The 23,055-nt window shown below is 41.7% G+C and carries 20 protein-coding genes; 3 read left to right on the top strand and 17 right to left on the bottom strand.

The window, feature by feature from the left end; genetic code table 11:
- Positions 1-60 precede the first annotated feature (60 nt).
- The 3 genes from Q0I54_RS00170 to Q0I54_RS00155 form a co-directional block, all read right to left on the bottom strand.
- On the bottom strand, positions 61-1,611 hold the full coding sequence (locus Q0I54_RS00170; RefSeq protein WP_296115470.1) for an ATP-binding protein: 1,551 nt from the start codon (positions 1,609-1,611) through the stop codon (positions 61-63).
- A 405-nt stretch (positions 1,612-2,016) separates the two neighbouring features.
- On the bottom strand, positions 2,017-3,828 hold the full coding sequence (locus tag Q0I54_RS00160) for a DUF262 domain-containing protein (RefSeq protein WP_296115469.1): 1,812 nt from the start codon (positions 3,826-3,828) through the stop codon (positions 2,017-2,019).
- Positions 3,829-4,135: 307 nt separating this feature from the next.
- Positions 4,136-7,522, bottom strand: coding sequence for a DUF5107 domain-containing protein (locus tag Q0I54_RS00155; RefSeq protein WP_296115467.1), 3,387 nt, complete (start codon positions 7,520-7,522; stop codon positions 4,136-4,138).
- 233 nt (positions 7,523-7,755) lie between these two features.
- On the opposite strand from Q0I54_RS00155, the gene Q0I54_RS00150 reads away from it, so the two are divergent.
- The 3 genes from Q0I54_RS00150 (at position 7,756) to Q0I54_RS00140 (ending at position 10,352) form a co-directional block, all read left to right on the top strand.
- Complete coding sequence (locus Q0I54_RS00150; protein ID WP_296115465.1) at positions 7,756-8,601, top strand: AraC family transcriptional regulator; 846 nt, start codon at positions 7,756-7,758, stop codon at positions 8,599-8,601.
- 203 nt (positions 8,602-8,804) lie between these two features.
- Positions 8,805-9,755 (top strand): biotin synthase BioB, encoded by a 951-nt coding sequence (gene bioB, locus Q0I54_RS00145; RefSeq protein ID WP_296115566.1) that lies wholly within the window; start codon positions 8,805-8,807, stop codon positions 9,753-9,755.
- A 30-nt stretch (positions 9,756-9,785) separates the two neighbouring features.
- Entirely contained in the window at positions 9,786-10,352 is a 567-nt protein-coding gene (locus Q0I54_RS00140; RefSeq protein WP_296115462.1) for a biotin transporter BioY, read from the top strand.
- A 258-nt stretch (positions 10,353-10,610) separates the two neighbouring features.
- Here the strand turns inward: Q0I54_RS00140 and rny are convergent, their stop codons facing one another.
- The 14 genes from rny to spoIIIAA all read right to left on the bottom strand — a co-directional run bounded on the left by rny (position 10,611) and on the right by spoIIIAA (position 23,031).
- Positions 10,611-12,158, bottom strand: a complete 1,548-nt coding sequence (rny, locus tag Q0I54_RS00135) for a ribonuclease Y (RefSeq protein WP_296115459.1) — start codon at positions 12,156-12,158, stop codon at positions 10,611-10,613.
- Between the two features lie 173 nt (positions 12,159-12,331).
- Entirely contained in the window at positions 12,332-12,823 is a 492-nt protein-coding gene (locus Q0I54_RS00130) for a regulatory protein RecX (RefSeq protein ID WP_296115457.1), read from the bottom strand.
- A gap of 104 nt (positions 12,824-12,927) precedes the next feature.
- Positions 12,928-13,998 carry a recombinase RecA gene (recA, locus tag Q0I54_RS00125; protein ID WP_296115564.1) on the bottom strand — a complete coding sequence of 357 codons (1,071 nt, stop codon included), beginning with the start codon at positions 13,996-13,998 and terminating at the stop codon, positions 12,928-12,930.
- A 266-nt stretch (positions 13,999-14,264) separates the two neighbouring features.
- Entirely contained in the window at positions 14,265-14,576 is a 312-nt protein-coding gene (gene trxA, locus Q0I54_RS00120) for a thioredoxin (RefSeq protein WP_296115456.1), read from the bottom strand.
- A gap of 109 nt (positions 14,577-14,685) precedes the next feature.
- Positions 14,686-16,275, bottom strand: a complete 1,590-nt coding sequence (locus Q0I54_RS00115) for a peptide chain release factor 3 (RefSeq protein ID WP_296115455.1) — start codon at positions 16,273-16,275, stop codon at positions 14,686-14,688.
- Between the two features lie 133 nt (positions 16,276-16,408).
- A complete protein-coding gene (locus tag Q0I54_RS00110; protein WP_296115453.1) occupies positions 16,409-17,563 on the bottom strand; it encodes a phosphopentomutase in 1,155 nt (384 codons plus the stop codon).
- A gap of 238 nt (positions 17,564-17,801) precedes the next feature.
- The gene (locus Q0I54_RS00105; protein WP_296115452.1) at positions 17,802-18,500 is read right to left on the bottom strand and encodes a SpoIIIAH-like family protein; all 699 of its coding nucleotides are present in this window, start codon (positions 18,498-18,500) and stop codon (positions 17,802-17,804) included.
- Entirely contained in the window at positions 18,497-19,129 is a 633-nt protein-coding gene (locus Q0I54_RS00100) for a stage III sporulation protein AG (protein ID WP_296115450.1), read from the bottom strand. The genes Q0I54_RS00105 and Q0I54_RS00100 overlap by 4 nt, the downstream gene beginning before the upstream one ends.
- Positions 19,129-19,668 (bottom strand): stage III sporulation protein AF, encoded by a 540-nt coding sequence (locus Q0I54_RS00095; RefSeq protein ID WP_296115448.1) that lies wholly within the window; start codon positions 19,666-19,668, stop codon positions 19,129-19,131. Before Q0I54_RS00095 ends, Q0I54_RS00100 begins: the two co-directional genes overlap by 1 nt.
- Positions 19,626-20,870 carry a stage III sporulation protein AE gene (locus tag Q0I54_RS00090; RefSeq protein ID WP_296115447.1) on the bottom strand — a complete coding sequence of 415 codons (1,245 nt, stop codon included), beginning with the start codon at positions 20,868-20,870 and terminating at the stop codon, positions 19,626-19,628. Before Q0I54_RS00090 ends, Q0I54_RS00095 begins: the two co-directional genes overlap by 43 nt.
- Positions 20,867-21,256, bottom strand: coding sequence for a SpoIIIAC/SpoIIIAD family protein (locus Q0I54_RS00085; protein WP_296115446.1), 390 nt, complete (start codon positions 21,254-21,256; stop codon positions 20,867-20,869). The genes Q0I54_RS00090 and Q0I54_RS00085 overlap by 4 nt, the downstream gene beginning before the upstream one ends.
- Before the next feature lie 18 nt (positions 21,257-21,274).
- Positions 21,275-21,469: a stage III sporulation protein AC gene (gene spoIIIAC, locus Q0I54_RS00080; RefSeq protein WP_109215554.1), complete on the bottom strand. Its 195-nt coding sequence runs from the start codon at positions 21,467-21,469 to the stop codon at positions 21,275-21,277.
- A 69-nt stretch (positions 21,470-21,538) separates the two neighbouring features.
- Positions 21,539-22,060, bottom strand: a complete 522-nt coding sequence (locus Q0I54_RS00075; RefSeq protein WP_296115444.1) for a stage III sporulation protein AB — start codon at positions 22,058-22,060, stop codon at positions 21,539-21,541.
- Positions 22,051-23,031 (bottom strand): stage III sporulation protein AA, encoded by a 981-nt coding sequence (spoIIIAA, locus tag Q0I54_RS00070; RefSeq protein ID WP_296115443.1) that lies wholly within the window; start codon positions 23,029-23,031, stop codon positions 22,051-22,053. Before spoIIIAA ends, Q0I54_RS00075 begins: the two co-directional genes overlap by 10 nt.
- Between the last annotated feature and the right edge of the window lie 24 nt (positions 23,032-23,055).

The following is a 23,055-nucleotide window of genomic DNA, read 5'->3' as shown; positions in this document are numbered from 1 at the left end:
ATTTTCTTTATAAATGTGACCATTGGCAACCATTCCACATCATCTGACACATATCTTACTTTATGAAAATTTTTTAACTTTATACACACTCTTATTCGTATTTCCCTCTGGAACAACATACCCGGTTTCAGTTAAAAGTTTAAGATAACGCCATATAGTTGCAGATGATTTTCCACATACTTGCTTTGCCTCTTCAGGCGTAATACTTCCATACTTATCCATAATTTCTACGATCGGAAGAACTTTATTATAATCAACTTCTTTCAAATCTTCTTTCAAAACTTCCTTCAAACTTCTTTCATTTTCCATACTTGATCCACCAACAGTAGCTTTTACTTCAAATCCATCCCTAATATGAATAATCGTATTCAAATATGTTCTATCTTCGTCCATATCAAATTCCGGTGCAGGAGAACCGTTTTTCCTAAGCTCACGTAATATTTTTGGAATACCAGTGCCCTTCTTCTCAGATAAATCAATTTCTTTAAAAAATTCACCAATTCTTCGGTTACGATATTTTCTTCCTCTTATCATTCCAGCTTCAAAACGTTCAAGATTAATCCATTTTGCAAGTCCCGGATAGTTCAAAATCTGAATGCTATCTACATATATGCGAATTTCTACTGGTTCAGGTTCACGATACGATTTATGAAATATTGCATTAACCAATGCTTCCTCCAATGCATTATATGGATAATTGTAAAATCTTACAGCTTCTGCCTGACCTTGTATTTTTTCTACCTTCTGCTCAATAACTGTATTCTTAATATAATCTAATGCATCTATCACTTGTTTCCAAATAGGTCCGGTAAATGTCTTTTCAACAAAATCATCAGAAGCTTCTGCATCCTTTGTATTAAACCGTATCAATTCAATATATGCACCTGGAATCAACTTTTCCGGATGTTCTGTAAACATCAAAACACCAATATTTCTTATATCAAGCTCTGTGTCCGTCTCGTCTGCCACTTCCTGTGCAATCAACAAATCCTCTAATGTACAGTTATTAAGTTCATTTATCAAACTACTGTTACTCTTCCTGATAAAATCCTCAATATATCCTCTTCTAATGTCATCAATCTTAGCTTTATAGTTTATTCTATCGTCATATGGGACAGAATTAAATTTATCATATAATTCAGATATTTCATCCTGTTTTGCGTCTGTGGTAAGTGATGCTGGACGTATCCAATATTTCATGCTTTTATCTATTTTCTCTCCTTTAGCACCATATACTGATTGCGGCGCTTGATAGGGACCACTATCACCAGCCGGACACCATAAATATACTAAATATGTTTCCGAATTTTTATAATTTATAATTTCAATTCTTGGAATATATCTTGGTGCAATCATATTACAATATTGGAAAATTTCCTGCTGGATTGAATCTAATTTCTCCTTAGGAACTCCTGCCAACGGAAAAACAGGCATTCCGTTTTCTTCCTTTACTCCAATTACAATATATCCGCCATTAGAATTATCATAATCATTTGCAAATGCACAAATTGAATGAATAATATCATTAGGATTCCAACCAGTTTTGTATTCAACACGATCATGTTCAACAACACGTCCATCCAACAACGTTTCTATTTTTAATGGTATCATTTAATCCCTCACTTTCCCCACTACTCTGCAACAAACACAATGCTCATATTAAATGTACTCACGAAAAAACTATTCATCTTTAATTTGCATATTCTTTTTAAATAGCATAGGCTCCGCCACCATTTTTAATACATTTCTACTATTCTGACCACCAATTTCCAGAATCTGTTCTGATTTAGTAGAAAACGCTGTGCCACCGATGCCATAATATTTTTCAAAAAAGATGTTCAACTTATCAATAACTTGTTGCTTCTTTTTGTCCCTACCACCGCCAAAACGTGATATAGGTGGCAACAATTTATCAATATCAGTTCCAGCTGTTCATTTATGCCCCAATCCAAAACAAGGCATATATTTTCATTATAATTAAATACTTTCTTCAACTTTTCCACTTTTATTTTTTAATTATAATTCCTCATAATATCTCTGAATCAACCGAGACATCAATTTCCTACGTTCCTGTAAGAAAATATCATAATCATCAATCCGCATTTCAAAAATATCGTATGGAATACAATTATCTACCAGATTTTCATATAACAATTCTTCTTCCGAAATATTTCCCAAAACGATATTTTTTGTAGCACATTGTTCTTTCACTTTTGAAAAATAAACTGCCGGCGCATCATCACTAATTGCCTTGTTTACTTGAGTATCCAAATAAATATAATTTGCTACCTGATTATATTTTGTTTTGGTAGTCACTCCATTTTTCTTCAAATATTCCTTAGGAAATATATGATGTACATCCCCGGAAATAGTTATCAAATCATTAACCTTTGTTCCCCTCATTAACAATGAGTTACAATTCTGATTAATTTGTGCCGCAAGAAAAATATTAAACGCCGGGCTATTAACAGATGATGTTTCCAGATTTTGTGGCAATGTTACATTCCAAAAAGTTTCCGATAATGACGATGCCTCCACTTCTGAAAGGAACTGCAAAAATCCTTTTTCTCCAATATTTCGCATATCTCTATCCATCTGTGTTTCTGGAGAACCTATATATCTTGATGTTAAAGTTGACAGTACAAACCATTTTTGCACATATCTCTTAATCTGTGCATTAGGAATTTGTGGATCAGCTAATAGCATTAAATATAACGTATATGCAAAATCAAGTGTCATTTTTGAATTTAATAGCTTACCTGATACAAATCCTGCACCTTTAATCGCCATGATGAATTGTGAAAAATTATATTTATTAATAAAATTCATAATACCATTGTCTAATTTTTTATACGACTCTTCTACAATATCATCACGAAATTCTTTTGTCACAAAATCTCTACCAGAAAGCAAACTAACCAAATCTGCCAATTTTCCACGCTTAAATTGATGCATAAATGATACCCTTAACATATCTCCATAATCCGGATCATAGATATCATCATAATCATTTGCTAACCATTTAATTTTATCTGCATATTTAGAATTTTGAAATTCTTTGTCATTTACCAAATGAGAATAAAAATCTGGTTTAACTGCCAAATGGCAAAAATAATCCACTGTCTTTCTCATTAAACTACCATTATGTACCGAATCTGCTGCCATTTTTGACATAACAAAATCAGACTGACTTAATGACGTACCTTTAGAATTGATACGAATAAAAATTTCAGTTACTTCGTCAATATCTAATGTTGCATCTAGTTCAATTACACCAATCTGACGATTTGCAATGCTTTTTAACTTTGTTAAAACTTCCGACAATTCATCTAAATCCACATCTGGATTATTATTTGCATATTCATTTTCAAATGCTCTCTGTTTAAATCCTGTTGAAAATAATATTGATATATCAGGAATCCATTTTTTATCTTTGAGATGAGAAGCATCTTGTACTGCAAACCTTTTTGTTTCATCATCTGTTAAAGGATTAAATGCTATTTTTATACGCTCTTTATTAAAATCATCATCTAATACTTCTTTACCTGAGATTGCCGCCATCAAAGCAGTTACCCTCTGTTGCCCATCAATTAAAACCTTTTTACCATTTGCCTTTCCACCATCTTTTGTTTTTACATCTGGATTTTTCCAAGTAATTATATATCCTGTTGGATATCCATTATATAATGAATCAATCAAGTCTCTAACCTGACTGCGCTTCCAAACAAACGGACGCTGAATTTCAGGTATCACAAAATCTTCTGCTTCGATTAAACCCAATATTGCATGCACTGAATATTGCATTAATGTAAACTTTTCTCCGGTCATTAATATACCCCTTCTGCTTTTTAAGTTAACAAAAGTCTTTTTGCGACTTTTGTTTTCAATATATTATTAAATAAATCATATCATAATATATCGCTCTGAACAATTTTAAAAATTAATTTCAATTTTTATTTGACTTTTTAACAGCAACATCATACAATCATAACTAAGAAATGGGTTTTGTTACTGAGTAAGGTTACTCGACTGGAAAAGGATGCTCGTTTCTTTTTTATTGTTTTATATAACAAAAATCAATCGCAATTACTTACGATTGATTTTTCGCCCATCTTTATTCAATTATAATTTGAACTTATTTCCTGCACATCTCCCGATACAGTCTACTCTTCTGGTGATTATAATCAATCTCCATACACTTCTCAAAATTTTCCTCTGCCGCCGCATATTCACCTGCGCCCAATTTCGACAATCCCATCAGATAATAGCAATGTGCCTTGTTTTTTTGTGTAATATCATCTTCAAAAATCAGAAAATCAGGCAACGATACCGCAAAGAAATCATCTTCTACATGATCGTACAAATGCTGCTCTCCATAATCCTGCAACTTGTTCAGACAGGCATGATAACGTTTCATTTGATTCAGCTTTTTGCTTGCCAATGCCTGATACAATATCATATCCGCTGGCTGATCATAGTAATACATTGCGCCCGCCGGCTCGTTATCACCGATTTGTGCCAATTCAAAATACTTCCGCGCCTCATCCTGTCGGTTCAAATGTTCCTGTACCACACCAAGTTCATAATAAATGTCATTATCCTTGGTGCCTTCCAGACGTCCTTCACCCAGATTCTCCGGATACTGTAATGCCTGCTTCAAAAGCAGCTCCGCACGTTCATAATCTTTTTTCTGCATTGCTTCCCTTGCCAGTGTTGCCAGTGCAATCTTATACTGACCGGAAATCCGCCCTTCTGCACCTTCCCATGGGCGGAAGGAATGGCTCATGATGAGATCATAGGCTTTCTGCGGCTCACCGTCCAAATTATATAGTGTCACCCACTCCAGCATCGTATCATCCCGCTCCCGGATCAGTTTCTCCCTCGCTTCATACTGTTTCAAACGTTCTGCAAATGACACGCCAAGTTTCTTATATAACTGATCCAGTTCCAAAAATACACGGCTGTCGGATTCATCCAGTGCAAATGCCTGTTCCAGTTCCTTGCGGGCTGCCTCAGCATCCTGCCGTTTGTTATAATATGCAATTGCCAGATTTCGATGTGCAGTTGAATAAGATGCATCCAGCATGATGGACTGTTCCCAAAGTGCGATTGCACGATCATACCGCAATTTATCATAATACAAATTGCCTAAATAATAATATGCTTTTGCCCCTTTTGGATTTGCAACGATTGCCTGCTCCAATACTGCAATGTCCTCCAGTTTATTCGGGAAGCAATAGTCTGGTGCACACTTCTCTGCTTTTTCATACAATGTATCTGTTATATCTTTGTTATTTTCTGCATTGGCTTTCTGGCACAATCCCATTGCTACTCCATCATTTTCTCTATTGATAGTCAAATTTCCTTCAACAAATGCCTCTAATTTCTGCTGATAATATGCCTGATAGTAATAAATCATCGGCTGCTGCACAGCGCAAGATTTCAATATGCAGATTGCTTCTTCTGAACATCCATACTCTGCGTAATCTCTGGCTGTCTGCAAATATGTCTCATAAAAGCCTCTGCTTCTTTCCTGAAATACTATTTTGGCAGAGTGATTTTTTCCTTCATCTTTTCCAGCTAACACATTCTCAAACAATGTCACATAATCAAAAGCATCCAATTCCAGATTCTCTGCTCTCCACTTTTCCGCTGCTTCCACACGATTTAATTTACGCAATAATACAGCTTTCAATCCTCTCGCCTTGACATTATGACTGTTTTTCACCAGACTGCGCTCCACAAGTTCCAATGCATGCTCATATTCACCATCTCCACACGCAATGCAGGCCAGATAATAATAAGACATTTCCTGCTGCGCATTTGTCCATGCCGCCTTATAAAAAGCATCATATGCTTCTTCTTTTCTGTCTTGATAAAACAGTACAAGTCCAAGGTTATAGTAAGGCTCGCTGTCATAAGGATTCGGGCTCCGCCATGTCAGACGTTTGATTGCTGCCCGGAAATATTTTTCCGCTTCTGCAAACTGTCCCCGCCGCATCAGAAGCATGCCGTAGGCCTGATTGATCCGGATATCTCCCGGATCTCGTTTTAATCCTTCCAGATAATATGGATCCGGCCTCCAGGTCGCATGACGATGCTGCTCGATATGCTGTGCCGTCAGAAGCAATTCTTCATTTGTCAAAATCTTTTCCGGCTTCTTTGCTGCCTCCGCCGGCTCACCAAGCTTGGGAATCGTTTCCTCTTCCGGCTCATATGCCACCAGCAGTCTGCCATGTCCATAAACTGCCACCTTCAGTTCCTGTATTTTTTTCGCTGACACCGGAATGATTTCTTTGTAAGTTTCCATTGGAGACAGTTTTGTCTGTTTTCGGAAGATTTCTGTTCCGTTCTGCTCCAGCACGATTTCTGCATCTGCATATTCTTCCGTTGTATATACGACGATTTTTGCGCCCTGTGAAGTCAGTTCCAGATTCAAAGCCGCATGAATGGAAGCATTTTTTACTGCTCCTACTTTTTTGTATGGCATAAAATACTGGGTAAATACTTTTTCTTCAAATGGTTTTAACCAGCTGAAATCCGGCTGATTTTCTGTGTATACACCTGTCATCAGTTCGATGTACGGGCCATCCTCATCCGTCAGGTTGCGGTCCCAGGCTTTTCCGAATTCACCACAGCCCCAGGTCCACTGCTTTTTACCCGGTGAAAAATGGTGGTCTGCCACATGGAGCAGTCCGGCTTCTTTTTTATAATCATAACCGCCCACGAAATCATATTTTGACGTTTCTGCCATGTAAGAAGTCGGAACCGGAATGTTTTTGTATCTGGAAATGTCAACCCCTTCGCTGTAGTCGTGTTTATAATACTCTCCCTTTGCAATCGGGAATCTTGAAACGGCACGTTTTCCATGATCATACACGGTATGTACATCCGGTGGAAAAATCGACTGCGTGTATTCATTGACGGAAACCGCCGGGTTTGCCCACCACAAAAATGTCTGTGGCAGTGGTGTTCGGTTATAAAGCTGTCCCCGGATTTCGATATAAGATTTTCCCGGATACAAAGTAAAGGAAGTCAACACTTTGGTGCCATACATCTGGTCCACATCTCCCACCAACAGTGTCACGCTGCCATCCGCATGGGTTTCCACCAAGTGATCCACCGGCATATACGTCGTTGGGCGGTGATGCTGCGGCCAGTTAAATTCAATACCACCGGAAATCCACGGACCGGCAAGTCCCACCAGCGCCGGTTTGATCACATGATTATAATATACAAAGTCGTAATCATTTGTTTTATCGTATGCACGCTGGATTCGTCCGCCAAGTTCCGGCAGGATCATAACCTTCAGATATTCATTTTCCAGATATACTGCGTGCCAGATCTTGTCTTTCTTTTCATGACTGATCTTCTCTGTGGTCGGATACGGATATACTTTTCCGGAACTACCCTGATATACTCGTTTTTCCAAAAACATCGGATTTTTGTCCGGTGCACCAATCTCATAAGTTGGAATCACTACATCTTCTTCCCAGATTTTTGCGCTGTTTGCCGCTTCCATACTTTCCCGTCCTTTCTGCTTTTCTTCTCCTGTTATCGTTTCTGCGTAAATTCATCTAATCATTATCAATTTCTTGCTCTCATTATATTCCATACAGTTCCTGTTTTCATTCAATTTAATTGCTGATTCATTGCCAAAAATTGCTTTTGACATAAGCTAATAAAACACGTATACTTACAGTAATGTAAAGCGGACATTCGCAATCCGCTTTCTCAAATATTCAGGAGGTTCCTATGATATCTTACGAAACGCACATTCTGCCAAATTCCGATTACTATGTATACACCCCAAGCACCCTTGCCCAAAAACTGTTTTTCTATCCAATCTGTACCGGCTCTTTCCGTTACGAAAGTGGCTACCGGCTGGCACGAGATTCTTACAACAGTTTTCTACTGATGTACATTTTGAAAGGAACCTGTTTTGTAACGGTTCACAACCAGACAATGCAGGCTATGGCAGGACAGCTTGTTCTTCTGGATTGCTATGCGCCACATGCCTACGGTACCGATTCCGGTTTTGAAGCCCTCTGGCTGCATTTTGACGGTCCGATGGCGCGCACTTTTTATGAAACAATTGTATCTGAAAAAGGCTCTCTGCTCTATCCAGCTCACCCGGATACCATCCGCAGATCCCTCTATGATATCTACGATACTTTCCGCAACCGTGCACCAATTGCAGAAGACCAGATTTCCGGCACGATCACAAATATTCTGACAGATTTGTTAACCGCTGAAACGACACAGCAGACAACTAAGAAAACGCAAACTAACGTATCAGAAGCCATTTCACACATTAACAAATATTTTTATAAATCCATTACACTTCAGGAATTAGCAGATATTGCAGCGTTGAGTCCATACTATTTTTCCCGGGTGTTTACCAAAGAAACAGGCATGACTCCACACAAATATCTCATTACTACCCGCATGGCAAATGCAAAATTTTTGCTGAAAACAAGCCAGATGTCCATAAAAGAAATTTCGATTCGCTCTGGTTTTTCTGATGAGAGTGGATTTTGTACTGCTTTTAAAAAACAGGAAGGTATGACTCCAAATGAGTATCGCAATACTGTTTGTTAATATTTCTTTCTATTAACTTTTCTAATGTTAACCAAATATTATTTTATAGGTTGACAATTAACTCCATTCTGCTTATACTAAGCAACAGAATCATACATGTAAAGCGGACATTCGCAATCCGCTTTCGCTACGTGCTCATGAACGCAGTCGCTTTGCGTTCAAAATACGATTCTATATGCAAGAATGGAGAATTGATTATGAATATCACTGAACTTACCAAAGAAATCATAAACGGTCGCCGCCTGACCCGCGATGATGATCTGTCGTTTTTTGAAACTGCAGATCTGGAAGAACTGGCTGCCGGAGCAAATGAAATCCGAAAGGCATTATGTGGAAATTCTATAGATTTATGCACGATCATCAACGGTCGTGCCGGAAAATGCTCGGAAAACTGCAAATTCTGTGCACAATCATCCTTTCACCACACTTCCTGTGAAACTTATGGCATGTTAGACACCGATGTCGTTCTTGCGGACTGCCGTGCCAGAGAAGCTGCCGGCGTGCATGCTTACTCCATCGTCACTGCCGGAAGAACAGTAGAAGGTGATGATCTGGAAAAACTGATCCACACCTACGAAGAATTACATAAAAACAGTACGCTGCGTCTGTGTGCGTCCCATGGATTACTGGCACCGGAAGCATTTTTCCGTCTGAAAGATGCCGGTGTTACCATGTATCATGCTAATATCGAGACATCCCGCCGCAACTTCCCAAATATATGTACAACCCATACGTATGATGACAAAATTCGTGAGATCAAACTGGCACAGGACGCAGGGCTTGCTGTCTGTTCCGGTGGCATTATCGGCATGGGCGAAACTTTTGCTGACCGGCTGGATATGGCAGTATCTTTATCTGAGCTTGGCATTGTATCTATCCCGATCAATGCACTGATCCCGGTTCCTGGAACTCCGTTTGCCGGGCTTCCGGCACTGACAGAGGATGAGATCATCCGCGCAGTTGCCATGTTCCGCTATCTGAATCCGAATGCATATATCCGTATGGCAGCAGGACGCAGTTACTTCAAAGACGGTGGACGCCGGTTATTTGAAGCAGGTGTCAACGCCACCATCACTGGTGACATGCTTACTACTGTTGGAAATAATACCAGACAAGATCAGAAAATGCTTACTGATATGGGCTTCCAAATATAAAATCAATGCATAGAAAATGGAGAATGACTTATGAACAATGCAACAACGAAAACGACTTCAAAATTTACGATTCAACAGATTGCCATGATCGCGGTCATGACCGCTGTAACTTGTGTACTGGCACCACTTTCCATTCCAATTGGCCCGGTACCGATTTCACTTACCAACCTTGTGATTTATTTTTCCCTGTTCATTCTGGGAACAAAAAAAGGAACTATCAGTTACCTGATCTATCTTCTGATCGGTTTGGTTGGAATCCCGGTATTTTCCGGCTTTACCAGCGGTCCTGGAAAACTCTTTGGACCAACTGGCGGATATCTAATTGGATTTATCCCGCTGGCACTGATCGCCGGTTTCTTTATCAATCATTTTCGTAACAAAAAAGCACTCTGCTTCCTCGGTATGATCCTTGGAACTGCTGTGTGCTATGCACTTGGAACCGCATGGCTTGCTATTCAGGCTCACATGGGCTTATCTGCTGCACTTATGGCTGGTGTTATTCCTTTCCTGCCAGGTGATTTTATTAAAATGATCCTTGCACTGCTGATTGCACCACAGATTCGCAAGCAGTTAGATGCTGCAGGACTTGCACGTTAATCATTTTTAACTCATACACCTTTATATTTCATACCAAAAAAAGAACTCACGATGCTTGTATTCCCACTCACCCAGACAGGGCTATAGCAATTTCGTGAGTTCTTCTTTTTCTTTTTCTTTTATCAGACATATTTGTTTCCCTTTATCATCATCCTTTTTTATATGCACGCAAAAAGACCTGTAAATCTTCTTTCGAAGATTTACAGGTCTTTAAACTCATTTTCATCATACGAACTGTCTGATTATGGTCTATGATACTTATTTCGCGTAATCTGTTACACGGCTTTCGCGGATAACATTTACTTTGATCTGACCCGGATATTCCAATTCAGCCTCAATCTGCTTTGAAACATCTCTGGCCAGAAGTACCATATCTGCATCACTGATCTGCTCAGGTACAACCATAATACGAACTTCTCTGCCCGCCTGAACTGCAAAAGATTTGTCTACTCCCTTGAAACTATTTGTGATATCTTCCAGTTTCTTTAATCTGTTTGAATATGTTTCCAGCGTCTCTCTACGAGCACCTGGTCTTGCTGCGGAAATAGTATCTGCAGCCTGTACCAGACATGCGATCAAGCTCTCCGGCTCAACATCACCATGATGAGCTTCCACAGCATTGATAACAGTAGGAGACTCCTTGAACTTTCTACAAAGTTCAACACCCAACTGGATATGAGAACCTTCCATCTCGTGGTCAACAGATTTACCGATATCATGCAGAAGACCTGCACGTTTGGCAACTCTGACATCCACACCAATCTCTGCAGCAAGCAGTCCGCTTAACTGTGCTACTTCGATGGAATGTTTTAATGCATTCTGACCATAGCTGGTACGGAATTTCATACGTCCAAGGAGACGTACCAGTTCCGGATGAATGCCATGTACACCTACTTCAAGTGTAGCGGCCTCACCTTCCTCACGGATCATACTCTCTACTTCTTTCTGTGCTTTCTCTACCATCTCTTCGATTCTGGCCGGATGGATACGTCCATCAACGATCAGTTTTTCAAGAGCGATACGAGCCACCTCACGACGGATTGGATCGAAGCCGGACAGGATAACTGCTTCCGGTGTATCATCAATGATCAGGTCTACACCTGTCATAGTCTCAAGAGTACGGATGTTACGTCCCTCTCGACCAATGATACGTCCTTTCATCTCATCATTTGGAAGCTGCACAACAGAAATTGTAGTCTCGGCAACATGATCGGCTGCACATTTCTGAATCGCATTTACTACGTATTCTTTTGCTTTCTTTCCAGCCTCTTCCTTTGCCTGATGCTCCATTTCCTTGATCAACTTTGCAGTATCCAGTTTCACATCTTCTTCAACTGTTTTCAGGAGATATTCTTTTGCCTGTTCAGAGGTGAGTCCTGAAATTCGCTCCAGTTCCTGTATGCGTTCTTCATTCAGCTTGGCAACTTCTGCTTTCTGTCGCTTAATCTCTTCTTCTTTTGCCGCAAAGCTCTGCTCACGTCGCTCGATAGCTTCCAGTTTTTTATCCAGATTAGCCTCTTTCTGTTCTATACGACGCTCGTTACGCTGAATCTCAGATCTGCGGTCTTTGATCTCTTTGTCAAGTTCATTCTTTGTCTTAATAGACTCTTCCTTGACCTCGAGTAAAGCCTCACGTTTCTTCGTCTCAGCAGATTTCACAGCTTCATCGATAATTGCTCTCGCACGATCCTCTGCACTTCCGATTTTCTCATCAGAGACTTTCTTAAAATGTGCATTAGATGCTACGTAAGTAAGCAAGATTGCAACTACAGCAGTAATTACCACCGCAATGATAATCTGCGCCACAGGAGCACCTCCTTATTTAATTTTCATTGTACATATAACAATTTATATCTGGTATTATGTCATAAATTACAACTATTAAATTTTATACTTTTTTGTGCTTTCTGTCAAGCAAATAATACTAACCAAGGCACTAAACTGTATACAATCCATAACTGTTTCGACACAAAAACACTTTATATCCCCATCCGACGCCGGATAGCCTCAGACCGAAAACCTCTCCGCATCAGATACTGATAGATTCGCTGCTTTTCCTTCTGATCCATTGTTTCCGCATCATAATGCTTCTTCTCCAGCAGACGATCAATCAGCTGCTCTTCTTCGCCCGCATATTCGTCTTCCAGCGCCTGATCGATCAGATCTGACGCGACACCACGCTCATATAGCTTCATTTTCAACTGCAGCCGGCTCTTTTCTGCCTGATGATATCGAATGTATGTACAGGCATAACGATAATCATCCACGTAATGAAAGGATTTCACATAATCAATGGCACACTGCACAATATCTTCCGGATAACCGTTTTCCTGCAGTTTCTGACGCAGCTGGTATTCTGTCCGCTCCATTCTCTGCAAAATATATAACGCACGACGCTTGGCACGTTTCTCCAGAATTTCTGTACAGATTTCATTCCACTCCTGATCAGACAGCGTACCACCCTCCATCATCCGATACTTTGCTGCTTCTTTTTCATAAATGGGAAAGGAAAGCCCTCCCTCCAATCGAACGGTAAGCTTTCCCTTTTTTCCTCTGATAATCTCCTGTATCTGCATTATTCTGCGTCAGTCTGTGCAGCAGCTTCCACGGAAGTATCTGCACCAGCTCCCTCTGCTGTTTCTTCTCCATCCAGATGATAGTACGCACGTACTTTTGCCTCGATTTCCTGGCAGATCTCCGGATTCTCTTTCAGGTATTTCTTGGCATTCTCACGTCCCTGACCGATTTTCTCGCCGTTGTACGCATACCATGCACCAGATTTATTAACCACGTCTGTATTTGCCGCCAGATCAAGGATATCGCCCTCTCTGGAGATTCCCTGTCCGAATACGATATCAAACTCAGCCTCTTTGAATGGCGGAGCGATTTTATTCTTAACAACTTTGATACGTGTATGGTTTCCAAGAATCTCACCGGCCTGCTTTAAAGCCTCTACACGACGTACATCCAGACGGATGGAGGAATAGAATTTCAACGCACGTCCACCGGTTGTTACCTCCGGATTTCCGAACATAACACCAACCTTCTCACGCAACTGGTTGATGAAAATAACGATACAGTTTGATTTGCTGATCACTGCAGTCAGTTTACGCAGCGCCTGTGACATCAGACGTGCCTGTAAACCTACGTGGGAATCACCCATATCGCCCTCAATCTCTGCCTTCGGAACCAGTGCCGCAACAGAGTCCACGATCACGATATCCACTGCACCGGAGCGAACCATTGTCTCTGTGATTTCCAGCGCCTGCTCACCGTTATCCGGCTGTGAAATGTAAAGGTTATCAATGTCTACACCGATATTTTTCGCATAAGCCGGATCAAGCGCATGCTCTGCATCGATAAATCCTGCGATGCCACCGCGTTTCTGTACCTCAGCTACCATATGTAACGCTACGGTAGTCTTACCACTGGATTCCGGTCCATACACCTCAATGATACGTCCTCTTGGCACACCGCCAAGTCCAAGTGCGATATCAAGACTTAAGCATCCGGTCGGAATGGTCTCTACATTCATATGTACACTCGGATCCCCCAGTTTCATAACGGATCCTTTTCCATACTGCTTCTCAATATGCGCGATTGCTTCGTCCAGTGCTTTTAATTTTGCCTCTTTCTGAACTTCCATTTTATCATTTTTTGCCATACTTTCGTTTCTCTCCTTATCTGAACAGTCTGCGTTCCTGTTATCGTCTCGCAAATAGTGAACATTTGTTCGCATCTGTTCCTATCATATTATAAATACCTTCAAAAGTCAATCCCGATTATAACATTCTGCCGTGCTCCTGTCACTTAGAAAAAATCGGTCATTTACTGTTTCCGTTTTTTATATTATGTACAAAGAAAAACTGTCCAGCATGACACCGGACAGCAATTTTTCTCAATGTATTTTTCCTATGCAAGTGCTTTCTGTAGTTCATCCTCAGTCTGTAATCCAACTGCACGGTAAGCAACCTCACCGTTTTTGATCACAAGGATGGTAGGGATACTTGCTACCTCAAACTCACGTGCAAGTTCCATCTGCTCGTCCACATTTACTTTTCCAAATACCGTAGTATCTGCATTTTTCTCAGCAAATGTATGGAAGATCGGAGCCTGCATCTGGCATGGTCCACACCAGGTTGCCCAGAAATCAAGCATTACCGGTTTCTCACTGTTTAATACTTTCTCGTCAAAATTTTCAACTGTAACTTCCAGAATTTCCATTTTATTTTCCTCCGTAATGAAAGCAGTATTTTTATATACAAAACCATATAACTACTGCAGGCTTACTTCCGACTGACAGCTTTTTATCTGCACATTTCCGAAAGTAATGTTAATTAGTACCAAACTCAGACAGAACCAGACCTTCGTTTCGATCCAGTGTCATGCCAACACTCCATGCATTTACAAAAAGTAATAATGGATTGCCCTTCAGATCCTTAATCTTCTTCATATCAGAAGTACCACTTAAATGATCCAGGTCAATGTCTTTATTTTCAATCCAGCGAATGTGCTCATACGGCAGATTCTCCAGACGGATTTCTACATTATATTCATTTTCCAGACGGAATTTCAATACATCAAACTGCAGAACGCCGACAACGCCGACAATAATCTCCTCCATACCGGTGTTGTACTCCTGGAAGATCTGAATCGCACCTTCCTGCGCGATCTGGGAAATACCTTTGACAAACTGCTTACGTTTCATGGTATCTAACTGACGCACTCTCGCAAAATGCTCCGGCGCAAAAGTCGGAATTCCCTCAAAAGCAAATTTGTCTTTTGCAGTAGTCAGTGTATCACCGATGGAGAAAATACCCGGATCAAATACACCGATAATATCTCCGGCATACGCCTCCTCTACGATCTTACGCTCCTGCGCCATCAGCTGCTGCGGCTGGGAAAGCTTCAACTGCTTATTGCCCTGCACATGGAAAACTTCCATTCCCGCCTTAAACTGTCCGGAACAGATACGCATGAACGCAATTCTGTCACGGTGTGCTTTATTCATATTTGCCTGGATTTTGAATACAAAGGCACTGAAATCCTCGGAAAACGGATTGATTTCGCCTTTGTCGGATATTCTCGGCAACGGAGAAGTTGTCATCTGTAGGAAATGCTGCAAAAATGTCTCCACACCAAAGTTGGTCAGCGCAGATCCGAAAAATACCGGTGAGAGCTGTCCTTTGGATACCAGATCCATATCAAATTCAGCACTGGCACCATCTAACAGCTCAATTTCTTCCTCTAACTGCTCTTTATAGTCTTCCCCGATTTCTGTCATCAATGCTTCAGAATCCAGATCAAATTCTTTTTCCTCACCTTCTTTGGTTCCCTTTAAAGTGTCAGAAAATGTCATGACTTTCTTTGTATTCCGATCATATACACCCTTGAAATTTTTACCGGAACCAATCGGCCAGTTGATCGGGCAGGTTGCAATTCCAAGCTCTTTCTCGATCTCATCCAGCAGGTCAAAAGGATCGTTGGAATCTCTGTCCATCTTATTAATAAAGGTAAAAATCGGGATATGGCGCATCACGCATACTTTAAACAGCTTACGTGTCTGAGCCTCTACACCTTTAGAACCATCAATAACCATAACCGCAGAATCTGCTGCCATCAGGGTACGGTAAGTATCCTCGGAGAAATCCTGATGTCCCGGTGTATCCAGAATATTGATGCAAAATCCGTCATATTCAAACTGCAGTACAGATGATGTAACGGAAATACCTCTCTGTTTCTCAATTTCCATCCAGTCGGAAACTGCATGGCGCGCAGTTGCCTTTCCCTTTACGGAACCTGCAAGGTTGATCGCACCTCCATATAACAGAAATTTCTCTGTCAGCGTTGTCTTTCCGGCATCCGGATGGGAAATGATCGCGAATGTCCTTCTTTTTTCTATTTCTTTGTGTAAATCAGCCAAATTTAGCCCTCCAACATGTCTTTATCTTATCTTTCATAGCAAGATTTTTAAATGCATTATTTCTAATTGATACTCAATCTTATCTATTGTAATAAAGGGAAAAACATCTGTCAAGAGCCAACCGAATGGCTTTTTATAACATACTCTCGCCTGCAATCTCCCCTGACAGTCCAAAATAATCCAATACGGTTGCTCCGATATCGGAAAAACTGCCTCGTGTTCCCATATTTTTACCGTGTGGCAAATTCTTTCCATACATTACAAACGGTGTATACTCTCTGGAATGGTCTGTGGACGGTGTTCCCGGATCACAGCCGTGATCTGCCGTGATCATCAGTACATCCTCCGGCTCCATAGCTGACAAAATTTTTGGAAGCTGCTGATCAAAATAAGTCAGTGCCTTTGCATAACCCGGCACATCGTTTCGATGACCATAGAGCATATCAAAATCCACCAGATTGATAAAGCACAGGCCATTAAAATCGCGCTCCATATATTCTAATGTCTTTTCAATGCCGTCTGCATTATCCTGCGTCCGCACAAACTCCGTAATTCCTTTTCCTGCAAAAATATCATTGATCTTACCAATGCCGATCACATCATATTCTGCTTCTTTTAAAACATCCAGCATCGTATCCTGCGGCGGCTCCAGGGAAAAATCATGTCGTCTGGACGTTCTGGTATAGTTTCCGGAAGAAGTACCCACAAATGGTCTTGCAATAACTCTGCCGACCCCAAGATCTCCCTGCAGCATCTGCCGCGCGATCTCGCAGTCACGATACAATTCTTCCACTGGAACTACATCCTCATGCGCCGCAATTTGGAATACGGAATCAGCAGATGTATAAACGATCAGCGCACCGGTCTTCACATGCTCATCGCCATAATCCTGAATGACCTGCGTACCGGAATACGGCTTGTTGCACAATACCTTGCGTCCCACAGCCTTCGAAAATTCATCCAGCAGTTCCTGCGGGAATCCATTCGGGAAGGTCGGCATCGGTTTTTTGGAAATCAATCCGGCAATCTCCCAGTGACCGGTAGTTGTGTCCTTGCCTGCTGACTGCTCCGTCATCCTTGCAAACACACCTTCTGGAGCTGCATACGGTGCTTTCACTGTCACACCATCAATATTGAATAATCCCAGTTTTTCCATATTCGGCATGGAAAATTCCAGGCTCTTTGCCACGGTCCCAAGCGTGTTGCTGCCTTCATCGCCATACTTTGCCGCATCCGGCATCTCACCAATACCAAAACTGTCCAGAACAATTAAAAATACACGTTTCATCTGTCGTTCCTCCTTGTCTGCGTTTTTTATCCTGTTACCTGAAAAAATCTGTTTTTTCTTCGGATATCTATTTGTCTACAGTATAGCACATTCTCCTATTTTCTGTTCATCAATCACTCTCATTAAAGCAATTTTTTCTTATATTTTTTATTACTTCTGCTCTGTTTCTACATTCACAATTTACTTATATTACTTTTTATAATTACAGGATCCTTTTCTATATAACTTAATTTCTTGGTTACTGGTTCAGTGGCGTAATCACGATATTTTCCGCTGAAATTCCGGTTTTTCTTTTTACAATATCTTCCACCTGCGCCCGTTTCGCATCCGTGACATCGCCCATGTTTAACACCACGTCCGCTTCATTATCCGTAATGCTGACTACCACGTCTGAAAATCCCTTTGCTTCCAATAAAATCTCTGCCGCATTTTCCCGCTCTGCCACGTCCGTCATCTGAATCATAGAATCAATGGCATCCTGCTTCTGCGCTTCTGCAATGGAAGTATTATTGATAATCTCCAGTAGTGTTTCTTTATTTTTGGAACGCACCTGCTCCCGGTTCAGTTTTACATCTGCTGCAAACGCCAGTCCCTGTGCGTTTGCAGAAGTCTGTACCGTCTCCCCTGGGTTCTGCACGTCTTCGCTGCTTTCCTGTTCCGCATCATTTTGCGTACTCTGATCCGCCTGATCTGTTCCATCTTCCGTCTGCGCATCCGCTGCATTTGCAGTCTGGGTGTTATCCTCCGTATCTGTAAAAATCTCTCCAATCTGATCACCCTCAGAAATATCATATGTATTGTCCGCATTGTCACCTGCAGTCTGAATTGCCTCATTTTCTGCCACATTCGTTTTCGTATAGCTGATGTAGCCTGCCACAGCGATCATCAGAGCCAGTGCGGTTATAATGATCTGATTTTTCCGAAATATCTTTTTCAATTGGAATCTCCCTTCGTTTTCATTTTAACTATCTTTATTTTATGTGCATCCAGCCCAAATAATGCCTCCACTGCTTCAGAAACATTTTTTCTCACGCTTGCATCTGCCCCTCCTTCCGCCACGATCAAAACTCCATCGATCTTCGGCAGTATTTCTTTATTTACAAACGGTGTTTCATCCCCATCTGATTGTAAAAAAACAGTCGATTCACTGCTTTCCCGGCTGCCAGAGTTTCCCATTCCGAAACTTCCTGTTGTTCCACCACCAGAATCCTGTCCGGAACTTCCTGTGCCCGCGTTTTGCCGCATCGTCACATCCTTCTCCACCACAGACTCTCCCTGATCCTGAAACGTGAGCATCACCTGCACATTACCGACGCCATCCATTCCCTCTAAAATCTGCGCCAGACGTATTTCCAGTGTTTTTTCATAATCGGCTTCTCCCGATTCGGTTCCATTTGCCTGCGCAATTTCCTCTTGTGCATTTTTCTGTTTTGCAGTTTTGGAACTGCTCTTTCCGGCAGGCATGGCAACAATCAGAAGTAACACTCCTGCCAGAAACAAGATCAGCCACTGATCCTTTTTCATCTTTTTCCACTTTTTCTCCCGCAGAAACTCTTTCAGAGCCATTACGTTTCATACACCTCCACCTGATCCGCAGAAATACCGCAGGCCTGTGCGGTCTCCTCCTGCATGCGCTGTCTGCTCTGTTCACCGCTAACTATCGTCCACACTTTCACCCAAAGAATGGAACCGTCATTCCTCGACAAATTCACCTCCACCCGCTGCACCGGACAGCCATTTGTCTCCCCCAGTTTTTCTATCATCTGCGCCACTGCATCCTTCGTCTGTTTCTCATAATAAGCCTGTTGCTGCTGTTCCATATAAGAAAAATCAAGCTGACCACTCTGTAACACATCCTCCTGAAAAAGTTCCCGCTCCAGCGTCTGCTCCCAGTTTTTCTCCCCCAGAATTGAAAAAAGCGGGCTCACAATGGTAAGTACAAACACCATTCCCACAAAAAAACGCACATATTTCCGATAGGTTCCGGAAGGAAGCACCTGCAGCAAAATCGTCAGGAAAATCCCCAGAAAAATCATCCGTTTTACCCATTCCAGTAATTCTGTCATACCGTCGCCGTCACCACCACCGCAATTGTAATCATGCACAATAAAATTCCTGTCCCCAATGCACGAAACAGCAATAATGCGCCATCTCCCACACAGTCGATACATCCGCAGATCCGTTTATCCGAAAAAGGCTCCGCAAGTGCTCCCGCCATCTTGTAAAACACAGAAAATATCAGCATTTTTAATAAAGGACCAATGGCCAGACAAAGCAATACAATCATCGCCGCTGTTCCCATTCCGTTTCGGATCACTGCCGCGGAGCCGAAAAAAATATTTCCAACTGCCTGCGCCGTATTTCCCAGCCCCGGTATCATACTGATGGTCTGTGTCACAGACATTTTTTTCAGATTGTCCACCGACGGGGCAATCATCCGCTCGATCACATTCATACCGGTCACTCCCGCCAACAGCAGGCGCATCACCCAGATCAATCCCCGCTTCAATAACACCGTCATCCGGGAAATCAATTTTCCCGCCGTCATGCAGTTTAGCATCTGTAATACCACATACACATGAATCGCCGGAATCACCACATACAACAGCACACGCTCGATCAGATAAATCACGATCAGGGACAACTGATAAAATCCTACCGCGGCCACTTTCTGGCTGCAAAACACCATCGTCATACAAAATGCCGGAAGCAATGCCTCCATAAAGCTGATCACCTGATCCAGTACGCCTTCCAAAATACCACGGATCAGCAAATACGACCGCAGCAACAATCCCATCAGTAACAAAAAATACAAATAAAACCCCGTTTTTGAAATCTGACTGTTCTCAAATACATTGATAAAGTTTTGCAAAAACGCGCAAGCTGCCATCAGAAGCAGTATCTGAACAAACACCTGTCTGCCTTCTTCCACATCGCCAAATGTACTTTTTAAAATCTGCCGAAACAGCTCCTGCTTGTCAGTATTTACATCTGCCTGCATCAGGCTTTTCACCAATTCCCGAAAAGATATATTTTCCGTGTCAGTATTTTGTTGCAGCACATCCTGAATATCCGATAATGGCAGATCTGACAATAAATCCTGCTGTATATTATCGCAGTCCGATGTTCCTGCATGATCTGTTCCTGTTGTATAAGAAACCTCATTTGCCTGCACTGATTTTGTTCCAATATTTATACCAACAATCAAAACACTTAACAATGCAAAACGCATCAGAAGCAATCGCAGTTTTTCTATCCGCCTTTCTCTTTGACATATCAACATTACTACTTTTCTTTCTGATCTCATGCCCCCAATAAACCCTCTATTGTTTCCAGTAGTGTCAGCAACACAGGCACACTTACTGCCATGATTGAGAACTTCGCAAACATTTCAATCTGACTTCCAATGGCAGAAAAACCAGCATCTTTACAAATTCCAGAAGCAAACTCTGCTACATAAGTAATCCCCATCAGCTTTATCAGAATTTTCAACATCGCTGCATCAATCCCGGTATACTGTTCCATCTTCTGGATTGTATCCATCACCACCTGCAATCGGTTCATACTGAAAATCAGGATCAAAATAACAGCGACCAGACTCAGATACAGCGCATATTCACTTTTCTGCTGCTTCAACAGCAACGCAAGCACCACCGCTCCGATACCAAGCATCGAAATCTGAATGATTCCCACTGCATGCTCCCTTCTTTCTTAAAGTGAAAACAAATTTTTAATCTTATCAAACAGGTCATAAATATATGGCACGATCCAAAACAATACAATCACCAATCCTGTCAAACTGACCAGAAATGCATGCTCCTCTCTGCCGCTGTGCTTTAAAACCTGTCCGATCACTGTAACCAGAATCCCCACCGCCGCTATTTTAAACAACAAATTGACATCCATACATGTCCTCCTGTAACCTCATCTGTTGAAAAAATTCCTTTTCTCCGCATATAACTTGATTTTTCCTTGTTAAACCAGAACCAATATCACAAAAATTCCTGCCGCCATCCCAAGGTATCGGTAAATACGATTTTTCTCCTCCAACTCCTTCTGCACCTGTTCCTGCATCCACTGTAACCGCTTTGCACATCCCTTCAAATGTTGTTCCTGCTGTGTCTGATCCAAAAATCCCAGATGTTTTCCAATCCGGCAGACCTCGTCCAACTCCTCTGATTTCAAAAGCAAATCTTTCTGCGCTTCACAAAATGCCTGCTCCCAGATTGTCACAAATTCTGTTCCACTTCCCCTTTTCATCTGCTCCACAATATGTAACAGCACAGTCGAAATCTCAGGTCTCATTTTCTTTTGCACCTGCAATAGTGCGTCCTGAATCGGAAGCCGCTCATATCGAATCTCCGCTGCCAGTAATTCCGTCATTTCAATTAATGATTCCAGTATTTTTCTATGTAAATTTCCTGTACGGAGTATCTCCCTGACAAATCCTATGCAAGACGCCAATACGCAGACACTTCCCACCAATTTTAAAAACATACATCCTCTTCTCCCGCTGTTTTCACCTGATACCTTCTCTTTCCATCTTTCTTTGAAATAACCACATATTTTTCAAACATCCGTTCATCCCTGCACTTGTCCCACCCCGGCTTTTGAAACAATTCCTCCAGACTTCCTGCATGCACCGTTGCCAGCAAATGACAGCCACACCGTACAGCGTGTTGCATGGCAAAAAAATCATCCACTCCACCAATCTCATCCACAGCCAAAATTTCCGGTGCCATGCTGCGCACCAAAAGCATCATCCCGTCCACCTTCGGACATCCATCCAATACATCCGTCCTTATCCCAACATCATTTTGTGGAATCCCGTGTAAACATCCGGCAAGCTCGGATCGTTCATCCACCAGTCCGATCCGTTTCCCGGGATGCATTTCATCTCCATTCGAAAACAGTCGAATCAGATCCCGTAAAAGCGTTGTTTTTCCGGTTCCCGGTGCAGATAACACCAGCGTATTTTCCGGCTCTCCATGCTTCCATAACTGCTCGTACACTACTTTCCCGCATCCTTTTCGTTCTCGGGCAATGCGAATATTCAGATACAAAATTGGATAAATCCTGCCGATTGTCCCTGCTTTTTGTAACACCTGACCGCACACACCAATTCTATGTCCTCCCTCCACTGTCAAAAATCCCTGCCGAACTTCCTCCTCGTATGCATAAAGGGAATATTGTGACATCAGCGTACTCATTTGACGCAGATCTTCTACAGTTGCCGATAGACACTGCCTGTCCGGAACGCTTACCAACGCATCATTCTTTAAAAAATATGCTCCTCTTGCAGTGGCCAATTCTATCGGCTGATTCACCCGCACCCGAACCTCCTCCAGTTCTCCAGAAAACATTTCAAAAATATTCGCCCGCAAAAAACACTTCCTGATCCGTACGGGAAATAACCTTAAAATCTGCTCCATCACATCACTCCATCCGGCAATTTGCTGCATTGCCATAGTCTAATATATGTATTCCTGCTC

It is taken from the genome of uncultured Eubacterium sp., from assembly GCF_934295145.1.
Classification (GTDB): domain Bacteria; phylum Bacillota; class Clostridia; order Lachnospirales; family Lachnospiraceae; genus Eubacterium_I.
The sequence above is the reverse complement of the archived record's forward strand: the minus strand, read 5'-3'. Positions and strand labels throughout refer to the sequence as shown.